Source organism: Rhizobium alarense (assembly GCF_021555155.1).
Taxonomy (GTDB): Bacteria; Pseudomonadota; Alphaproteobacteria; order Rhizobiales; family Rhizobiaceae; genus Rhizobium_D; species Rhizobium_D alarense.
In genome coordinates this window covers 5,897-14,246 of the sequence record NZ_JAKGBU010000111.1, presented here as the reverse complement: position 1 = coordinate 14,246, position 8,350 = coordinate 5,897, and the positions used below count along the sequence as shown (strand labels likewise).

The window sequence follows — 8,350 nt, the reverse complement described above, 5'->3', positions numbered from 1 at the left end:
ACTCCAAGACCCCTTCGGGCCAAAAGTGTTACCCATGTCTCCGGTATAAACCGTAACCCATGTGTCCAGAATGGACCAGAAGGGGCTGGCGGACAGAGAGGGATTCGAACCCTCGATACGCTTTCACGTATACACGCGTTCCAGGCGTGCGCCTTCAACCACTCGGCCACCTGTCCATCCGCACGTCGCCGGTCGGTCAGGCCGGCGCGGACCGCTTCCGTATCGATTGGGGCGGGACGGCGCGATATATACCGATGCGGGCCGAGGGATCAACCGGTTTCTGACAGAAATTTGAAGCCCCCGGCATCGAGCCGAAATCGGGCAGCCATTGCAGGTTGCGCCCCGGCATCCTATTTTTAGGCGAGCCAGGCGCGGGACCGGGGCATGAGGCCCTGGCGGAGGGTTGGATGATACGCTTTTTCCTTCGTTTCCTGAGCGCCGTCGCCCTCGTCGTCGCGGTGATGGCCGGGACCATCGACGCGATCCAGTCGATCGCCGCCAACGAGCTGGTCCTGACGCCGCTCGCGGTTGCCTGGGCGTCCGCCAGCCCGGAAACGATCGCCTATGTGGCGGATACGATCATGAACCGGCTGCATCCCCATGTCTGGAACTACGGCGCCATGTGGGTGCTGGCGCAGCCGGCCTTCGCGGTGCTTCTGGCACTGTCATTGTTCTTCTGGGTCATCGCCTACAGGCGACCGCCCATGGCCGGGCGCTTCACCGCCTGAACCGTTGCGAATTGCCGCGCCCGCAGGGCGCCAAGGAGAAATCACCATGTTCCTGATCGACATGTTCAACAAGAAGACCGAAATGCCGCGGCCGCAGGACGCCCTGCCGGGACGGGCGGAGCCCATCGCGACGTCCGAGGCGCATTTCGTCAACGGCCGGCCGCTCAAAGGCCCCTATCCGGCGGGCGCGAAGACCGTGCTCCTCGGCATGGGCTGCTTCTGGGGCGCGGAACGCGTCTTCTGGCAGATGCCCGGCGTGTGGGTGACCGCCGTCGGCTATGCCGGGGGCATCACGCCGAACCCGACCTACCAGGAGACGACGACGGGCCTCACCGGCCACGCCGAAGTGGTTTTCGTCGCCTATGACCCCGGGATCGTGAGCTTCGCGCAGATTCTGAAGGTGTTCTTCGAGGCGCACGACCCGACCCAGGGCATGCGCCAGGGCAACGACATCGGCACCACCTATCGCTCGGCGATCTATACGAGCGACGCGGAACAGCTCGCGGCGGCGCGCGCGATGCGCGACGCCTTCCAGGCGGCGCTCGAGGGGGCCGGGCACGGCGGCCGCATCACGACCGAAATCGCACCGGTCGGCGCGTTCTACTTCGCCGAAGCGGCGCATCAGCAGTACCTCGCCAAGAATCCGGGCGGCTATTGCGGCCTGCGCGGCACCGGCGTCAGCTGCGCGATCGGCTGACGCATTCCTGCCGATTTCGAAGGGCCCCGACGGTCTTGCCGCCGGGGCCTCATATTTTTACCAGTTGAAAAATTTCTCGTGAATTTTTCGTGCAGGCATGCAAGGATTGCTGCGCCTGGCCCAGGGGAACGGGTCGGTTGCTCCGCAGACACGCCGGAAAACCAGGCGTGCGGGAGGCCCCAAAAGATCAATAGCGAACAGGGCTGCACAATGAAAAAAACCCTTCTCACCCTCCTTGCAACGGCTGCCGTGTCGGCGAGCGCGCTTGCGGCGGACATCAAGCCGGCAATCATCTACGACCTGGGCGGAAAGTTCGACAAGTCGTTCAACGAGGCCGCCTATAACGGCGCCGAGAAGTTCAAGGCGGAAACCGGCATCGAATACCGCGACTTCGAGATCGCCAACGACGCGCAGCGCGAGCAGGCCCTCCGCCGCTTCGCCGACGACGGCAACAACCCGATCGTGATGGCCGGCTTCTCCTGGGCCGCATCGCTCGAGAAGGTCGCAGCCGAATATCCGGACACGAAATTCGCGATCATCGACATGGTGGTCGACAAGCCGAACGTCCGCTCCGTCGTCTTCAAGGAGGAGGAAGGCTCCTGGCTCGCCGGGATCATGGCCGGCATGGCCTCCAAGTCGAAGACCGTCAGCTTCGTCGGCGGCATGGACATTCCGCTGATCCACAAGTTCGCCTGCGGCTACATCGGCGGCGCCAAGTCCACCGGCGCGGACGTCAAGGTGCTCGAAGCCTACACCGGCACGACGCCGGATGCCTGGAACGATCCGGTCAAGGGCGGCGAAATCGCCAAGTCGCAGTTCGACCAGGGCTCGGACGTGGTCTACCACGCGGCCGGCGGAACCGGTGTGGGCGTGCTCCAGGCCGCGGCCGACGCGGGCAAGCTCGGCATCGGCGTCGATTCGAACCAGAACGGCCTGCAGCCCGGCAAGGTTCTGACCTCGATGCTGAAGCGCGTCGATGTCGCCGTCTACGACGCCTTCACGACGGCAAAGGACGACACGTTCAAGCCGGGCATCAACGTTCTCGGCCTCAAGGAGGACGGCGTCGGCGTCGCGATGGACGACAACAACGCCCCGCTCGTCAGCGAAGAGATAAAGGCCGCCGTGGACAAGGCGAAGGCCGACATCATCGCGGGCACCGTCACGGTGCACGACTACATGTCCGACGAAAGCTGCCCCTACTGATCGGCATCGCCGCCCCCGTGCGTCGTCGCATGCGGGGCGGCCCCGACCTGCCGGTCATGGTGTCAGTAGTGCGGCGGCCGCGTAACGGGCGGCGCCTCGAGCGCCTGCTCCTCCAGCGACAGGAACCGTTCCGTCAGGCGATCGAGCTTGTCGCGCATCTGCCCGACCAGCTTCCACTGTTCGGCAAGCTGGTCCGAAAGCTCTTCGATCGCTCTCGCCTGATGGGCGACGTGCTCCTCCAGCACGGCGATGCGGCGGGTCGGCTCGTCTTCGGACGGTGCGGTCGTCATGCGGATCTTCCTTCCTCGGCTTCGGCCCGGACATCTCGCGCCGTCGGTGGAGCCGCCGCATGCGCCGCCCGCGCGATGGCGCTGGACAAGAGCGGCCGGACCTACAAGACTGCGCAACGCGGCCACGATGGCCCGGCGGTTTCCCTTTCCATCGCATGGTGGTCGTCATGAGCGAATTCGCAATCGAACTCAAGGGCATCGACAAGAGCTTCGGGCTCGTCCATGCCAACAGGAACATCAATCTCAAGGTCAGCAAGGGCACCATCCACGGCATCATCGGCGAAAACGGTGCCGGCAAGTCCACGCTGATGTCAATCCTCTACGGATTCTACCAGGCCGACCGGGGCGAGATCCATATCGGCGGCAAGGCCGTCGCGATCCGCGATCCCAACGCGGCGATCGCCGCCGGAATCGGCATGGTGCACCAGCACTTCATGCTGGTCGAGAACTTCACGGTGCTCGAAAACGTCATGCTCGGCGCGGAAGAGAGCCAGATCCTCAACGCCGGCATCACCAAGGCGCGCGCCGAACTGAAGCGGCTCGAGAAGGAATATGCGCTGGAGGTCGATCCGGACGCGGTCATCGAGGAACTGCCGGTCGGCATCCAGCAGCGCGTCGAGATCCTGAAGGCGCTCTACCGCAAGGCCGACATCCTGATTCTCGACGAGCCGACGGGCGTGCTGACGCCGGCGGAGGCCGATCATCTGTTCCGCATCCTCGAGCAGCTCAAGGCGCAGGGCAAGACGGTCATCCTGATCACCCACAAGCTGCGCGAGATCATGGCGATCACCGACGAGGTCTCCGTCATGCGGCGCGGCGAGATGGTCGCGACGCGGGAAACCGCGAAGACCTCCGTCGAGGAACTGGCCGAGCTGATGGTTGGCCGCCGGGTGTTGCTGCGCGTCGAAAAGGGCGAGCCGAAGCCCGCCGACATCAAGCTCTCCGTCCGCAACCTGACGGTGCGCGACGGGCGCGGCGTCACCATGGTCGACAACGTCTCCTTCGACATCCGTGCCGGCGAGATCGTCGGCATCGCGGGCGTCGCCGGCAACGGCCAGTCGGAGCTGCTGGAGGCGATCTCCGGCATCCGCCGCGCCGCATCCGGCGACGTGACGCTGAACGGCCAGGCGATCGATGTGACCGGCCATGCGGATCCGGCGAAGCTGCGCCGGCGCGGCCTTGCCCATGTGCCGGAAGACCGCCACCATGTCGGCCTCGTGCTGAAATTCGAGGAAAGCGAGAACGCCATTCTCGGCTATCACGGCGATCCGAAATATCTGAAGGGCGTGTTCCTGAACATCGACGCCATTCGCGCCGATGCGGAGGAGAAGATCGCGAAATACGACATCCGGCCGCCGAACGCGCGGCTCAAGACGGCGAACTTCTCCGGTGGCAACCAGCAGAAGATCGTGCTGGCGCGCGAGATGGAACGGGATCCGGACGTGCTGCTGATCGGCCAGCCGACACGCGGCGTCGACGTGGGTGCGATCGAATTCATCCACAAGCGCATCATCGAGATGCGCGACCAGGGCAAGGCCGTGCTGCTGGTCTCCGTCGAGCTCGACGAGATCCGTGCGCTGTCGGACCGGATTCTCGTGATGTTCGCGGGCCGTGTCGTCGGCGAGCGAACGCCTGACGCCACCGAAGGTGAACTTGGCCTGCTGATGGCCGGTGTCGAGGGCCGGAAGGAGGCCGCCGAATGAGCAACCCCTATGCGAAACTGCCCGGCTGGGCGGAATACGGGCTGATCCCGCTCGTCAACCTCGCCGTCGCGTTCCTGGTTGCCGGCCTCGTCGTCCTCCTCGTCGGCGAGAACCCGCTGGAGGCCGCCTACCATCTCCTCAACGGCGCCTTCGGCCGTGGCGAATATATCGGCTTCACGCTCTATTACGCCACGACCTTCATCTTCACCGGATTGGCGGTCGCGGTCGCCTTCCACTGCGGCCTCTTCAACATCGGCGGCGAGGGCCAGGCCTATATCGGCGGCATCGGCGTGGCGCTGGCCTGCCTGTGGCTCGACCGGTTCGCACCGTGGTACGTCGTCTTCCCCCTGGCGGTCGTCGGTTCGGCGCTCTTCGGGGCGCTCTGGGCGTTTCTGCCCGGCTGGCTGCAGGCCAGGCGCGGCAGCCACATCGTCATCACCACCATCATGTTCAATTTCATCGCCGCCAGCCTGATGGTCTATCTGCTGACGCGGGTGTTGAAGCCGCTCGGCTCGATGGCGCCGCAGACGCGCACCTTCGACGCCGGCGGACAATTGCCGAAGCTCGACTGGCTGCTCTCGATCTTCGGGCTCGACATCGGCAACGCGCCGTTCAACGTCTCCTTCCTGCTGGCGCTTCTCTGTGCCTTCGGCGTCTGGCTGCTCATCTGGCGCACGAAGCTCGGCTACGAGATGCGCACCATGGGCCACAGCCCGGCCGCCGCACGTTATGCCGGCATCGGCGAGGCGCGCATCACGGTCATCGCGATGATGATCTCCGGCGGGCTCGCCGGCATGATGGCGCTGAACCCGATCATGGGCGAGCAGTTCCGCATGCAGCTCGACTTCGTGCAGGGTGCCGGCTTCGTCGGCATCGCGGTGGCGCTGATGGGCCGCTCGCATCCGGCCGGCATCATTCCCGCCGCCGTGCTCTTCGGCGTGCTCTACCAGGGCGGTGCGGAGATCGCTTTCGAAATGCCGTCGATCTCGCGCGACATGATCGTGATCATCCAGGGCCTCGTCATCCTCTTTGCCGGCGCGCTGGAAAATATGTTCCGCCCGGCGGTCGGCCGCGCCTTCGCAAGTCTCGCCGCCCGCCAGAATGCCGTCGCCGCGACGAAGGGAGCCTGAGAAATGGACGTCTTCTACACCCTCGTCGTGCTGCTCGAATCGACGATCCGCGTCTCTGTCCCGCTGATCCTCGCGGCCCTTGCCGGGCTCTTCACGGAACGCGCCGGCGTTTTCGACATCGGCCTCGAGGGCAAGATGCTCGGTGCCGCCTTCGCCGCCGGCTCGGTCGCCTACGTCACGCAGTCGGCGCCGCTCGGCCTGCTGGCTGCGATCCTGGTCTCCGTCCTGCTCTCGCTGGTGCACGGCTATGCCTCGATCACCCAGCGCGGCAGCCAGATCGTCTCGGGCGTCGCGATCAACTTCATCGTCGCCGGCTCCACCGTCATCCTGGGCGAGGCCTGGTTCCGCCAGGGCGGGCGCACGCCGGCATTGCCCGAAGGCGCGCGCTTCGGCACGATCGACTTCCCTTTCGCCGACGCGGTCCGCGACATTCCGATCCTCGGGCCGATCTATTCCGACCTCCTGTCCGGCCACTACGTGCTCACCTATTTCGCCTTCCTGATGGTGCCGGTGAGCTGGTGGGTGCTCTACCGCACCCGCTTCGGCCTGCGGCTGCGCGCCGTCGGTGAAAACCCGGGCGCCGTCGACACGGCCGGCATTTCGGTCCTCTGGATGCGGTACCGCGCCGTGATCTGCTGCGGCATCCTCTGCGGCGTTGCCGGCGCCTATCTGTCGATGGCGGTCAATGCTGGCTTCGTGAAGGGCATGACGGCCGGCAAGGGCTATATCGCGCTTGCCGCACTCATCTTCGCCAAATGGCGGCCGAAGAACATCATGTTCGCCTGCCTGCTCTTCGGCTTCCTCGACGCGCTGGCGATCCGGCTGCAAGGCAACCCCCTGCCCTTCATCGGCCAGGTGCCGGTACAGCTCATGCAGGCGCTCCCCTATATCCTCACCGTCATCCTGCTTGCCGGCTTCATCGGCAAGGCGATCCCGCCCAAGGCCGGCGGCATACCCTATGTGAAGGAACGCTGACATGTCCGACGATCTGTTCGCGGCCGCGCGGGCCGCGATGGCCTTCGCGCACGTGCCCTATTCCAAGTTTCCCGTCGGTGCGGCGATCCGTGCCGAGGACGGCCGGATCTATGCCGGCGCCAACATCGAGAACCTCTCCTTCCCGCAGGGCTGGTGCGCCGAACCGACGGCGATCGGCCAGATGATCATGGGCGGCGCGCGGAAGATCGTCGAGATCGCGGTCATCGCGGAAAAACTGCCGCTCTGCCCGCCCTGCGGCGGCTGCCGACAGAAGATCGCGGAATTCGCGACGCCGCAAACGCGCATCTATCTTTGCGACGACACCGGCGTGAAGAAGACGATGACCATGCCGGAACTGCTGCCCTTCGCCTTCGAGACCGAGATCCTCGGATGAGCGCCGAGGCGGTCGAAGTCCTGGCGGCACGGCTGAACGGCCTCGTGCCACGCCACGGCGTCGTGCTCGGTTCCGGCCTCGGCTCGCTCGTCGAGGCCGTGCGCGATCCGGTCTGCATTCCCTATGCGGAGCTGCCGGGCTTCCCGGTCAGTTCGGTTTCCGGCCATGCCGGCGAACTCGTGGCCGGCCATCTCGGCGCGGTGCCTGTCCTGGTGCTCTCCGGACGGGTGCACTACTACGAGCGCGGCGATGCCAATGCGATGCGCGTGCCGCTCGCGGTGCTGAAGGCAATCGGCGTGCGCTCCCTGATCCTGACGAACTCCGCCGGCTCGCTCCGCGAGGACCTGCCGCCGGGTTCGGTGATGCGGATTTCCGACCATATCAACTTCTCCGGCACCAATCCGTTGATCGGCCGCGACGGCGACGATCGCTTCGTCGACATGACGACGGCCTATGACGCGGGGCTCGCCGAGCGGATGCAGGCGGCAGCCGCAAAGCTTGCCATCCCCCTGCCGCATGGTGTCTATATGTGGTTCTCGGGCCCGAACTTCGAAACGCCGGCGGAGATCCGCATGGCGCGCATCCTCGGGGCCGACGCGGTCGGCATGTCGACGGTGCCGGAGGTGCTGATCGCGCGGTTGCTGGGCCTCAGGGTCGCGGCAGCGTCCGTCATCACCAATTTCGGCGCCGGCATGACGGGCCTCGCGCTCAGTCACCACGAAACCAAGGACATGGCCCCGATCGGCGGCAGGCGGCTTGCCGATATCCTGACCGAGATGATCGCGGCGGGAGGCGACGACCATGAATGAGACGACGACACCGCGGCAGGTGGCCGCCAAGGCGCTATCGCTGCTCGACCTGACCGATCTCACCGACACCTGCGACACCGCAGCTATCATGCGGCTCTGCGGCCAGGCGGTCACGCCCTTCGGCCATGCGGCGGCGATCTGCATCTGGCCGCGCTTCGTCACCGAGGCGCGCGGCATTCTCGGCGCCACATCGCCGGTCCGCATAGCGACGGTGGTGAACTTCCCGTCCGGCGACGGGCCGGTTGCCGATGTCCTGGCCGAAACCCGGCAGGCGATCGAAGACGGCGCCGACGAGATCGATCTCGTCATCCCCTACCGCAGGCTGATCGCCGGCGACGAAGCCACCGTCCGGGAGATGATCCTGGCGGTCCGCGAGGCCTGCGAGCCGCCCGTCCTCCTGAAGACCATTATCGAATCCGGC

The 8,350-nt window shown here is 65.9% G+C and carries 9 protein-coding genes, 1 tRNA gene and 1 pseudogene; 9 read left to right on the top strand and 2 right to left on the bottom strand.

Features of this window, described 5'->3' with window-relative positions:
- Positions 1-86: 86 nt before the first annotated feature.
- Positions 87-176: transfer RNA gene (locus LXM94_RS23520), tRNA-Ser, on the bottom strand.
- Between the two features lie 234 nt (positions 177-410).
- Here LXM94_RS23520 and LXM94_RS23515 point away from each other — a divergent pair.
- The 3 genes from LXM94_RS23515 (at position 411) to LXM94_RS23505 (ending at position 2,628) form a co-directional block, all read left to right on the top strand.
- On the top strand, positions 411-728 hold the full coding sequence (locus tag LXM94_RS23515; protein WP_408015691.1) for a hypothetical protein: 318 nt from the start codon (positions 411-413) through the stop codon (positions 726-728).
- A 46-nt stretch (positions 729-774) separates the two neighbouring features.
- Positions 775-1,425 (top strand): peptide-methionine (S)-S-oxide reductase MsrA, encoded by a 651-nt coding sequence (gene msrA / locus LXM94_RS23510; RefSeq protein WP_235773954.1) that lies wholly within the window; start codon positions 775-777, stop codon positions 1,423-1,425.
- Between the two features lie 210 nt (positions 1,426-1,635).
- Positions 1,636-2,628 (top strand): BMP family lipoprotein, encoded by a 993-nt coding sequence (locus tag LXM94_RS23505; protein WP_235773952.1) that lies wholly within the window; start codon positions 1,636-1,638, stop codon positions 2,626-2,628.
- 62 nt (positions 2,629-2,690) lie between these two features.
- Here LXM94_RS23505 and LXM94_RS23500 read toward each other — a convergent pair whose 3' ends face one another.
- On the bottom strand, positions 2,691-2,918 hold the full coding sequence (locus tag LXM94_RS23500; protein WP_235773950.1) for a SlyX family protein: 228 nt from the start codon (positions 2,916-2,918) through the stop codon (positions 2,691-2,693).
- A 167-nt stretch (positions 2,919-3,085) separates the two neighbouring features.
- Between LXM94_RS23500 and LXM94_RS23495 the strand changes: the two genes are divergently transcribed.
- From LXM94_RS23495 to LXM94_RS23470, 6 genes and pseudogenes are all read left to right on the top strand, one after another.
- On the top strand, positions 3,086-4,621 hold the full coding sequence (locus tag LXM94_RS23495; protein ID WP_235773948.1) for an ABC transporter ATP-binding protein: 1,536 nt from the start codon (positions 3,086-3,088) through the stop codon (positions 4,619-4,621).
- The gene (locus LXM94_RS23490) at positions 4,618-5,751 is read left to right on the top strand and encodes an ABC transporter permease (RefSeq protein WP_235773946.1); all 1,134 of its coding nucleotides are present in this window, start codon (positions 4,618-4,620) and stop codon (positions 5,749-5,751) included. Before LXM94_RS23495 ends, LXM94_RS23490 begins: the two co-directional genes overlap by 4 nt.
- Before the next feature lie 3 nt (positions 5,752-5,754).
- The gene (locus LXM94_RS23485) at positions 5,755-6,726 is read left to right on the top strand and encodes an ABC transporter permease (protein WP_235773944.1); all 972 of its coding nucleotides are present in this window, start codon (positions 5,755-5,757) and stop codon (positions 6,724-6,726) included.
- A gap of 1 nt (position 6,727) precedes the next feature.
- The gene (locus tag LXM94_RS23480) at positions 6,728-7,120 is read left to right on the top strand and encodes a cytidine deaminase (protein ID WP_235773942.1); all 393 of its coding nucleotides are present in this window, start codon (positions 6,728-6,730) and stop codon (positions 7,118-7,120) included.
- Positions 7,117-7,929: a purine-nucleoside phosphorylase gene (locus LXM94_RS23475; protein WP_235773940.1), complete on the top strand. Its 813-nt coding sequence runs from the start codon at positions 7,117-7,119 to the stop codon at positions 7,927-7,929. The genes LXM94_RS23480 and LXM94_RS23475 overlap by 4 nt, the downstream gene beginning before the upstream one ends.
- Positions 7,922-8,350, top strand: a pseudogene (locus tag LXM94_RS23470) (deoxyribose-phosphate aldolase); the annotation flags it as partial. The gene LXM94_RS23475 and the pseudogene LXM94_RS23470, both read left to right, overlap by 8 nt.

Coding starts and splice junctions, on each gene's coding strand:
- LXM94_RS23475 (WP_235773940.1), top strand. CDS start 7,117: ATGAGCGCCGAGGCGGTCGAAGTCCTGGCGGCACGGCTGAACGGCCTC.
- LXM94_RS23495 (WP_235773948.1), top strand. CDS start 3,086: ATGAGCGAATTCGCAATCGAACTCAAGGGCATCGACAAGAGCTTCGGG.
- msrA (WP_235773954.1), top strand. CDS start 775: ATGTTCCTGATCGACATGTTCAACAAGAAGACCGAAATGCCGCGGCCG.
- LXM94_RS23490 (WP_235773946.1), top strand. CDS start 4,618: ATGAGCAACCCCTATGCGAAACTGCCCGGCTGGGCGGAATACGGGCTG.
- LXM94_RS23480 (WP_235773942.1), top strand. CDS start 6,728: ATGTCCGACGATCTGTTCGCGGCCGCGCGGGCCGCGATGGCCTTCGCG.
- LXM94_RS23505 (WP_235773952.1), top strand. CDS start 1,636: ATGAAAAAAACCCTTCTCACCCTCCTTGCAACGGCTGCCGTGTCGGCG.
- LXM94_RS23500 (WP_235773950.1), bottom strand. CDS start 2,918: ATGACGACCGCACCGTCCGAAGACGAGCCGACCCGCCGCATCGCCGTG.
- LXM94_RS23485 (WP_235773944.1), top strand. CDS start 5,755: ATGGACGTCTTCTACACCCTCGTCGTGCTGCTCGAATCGACGATCCGC.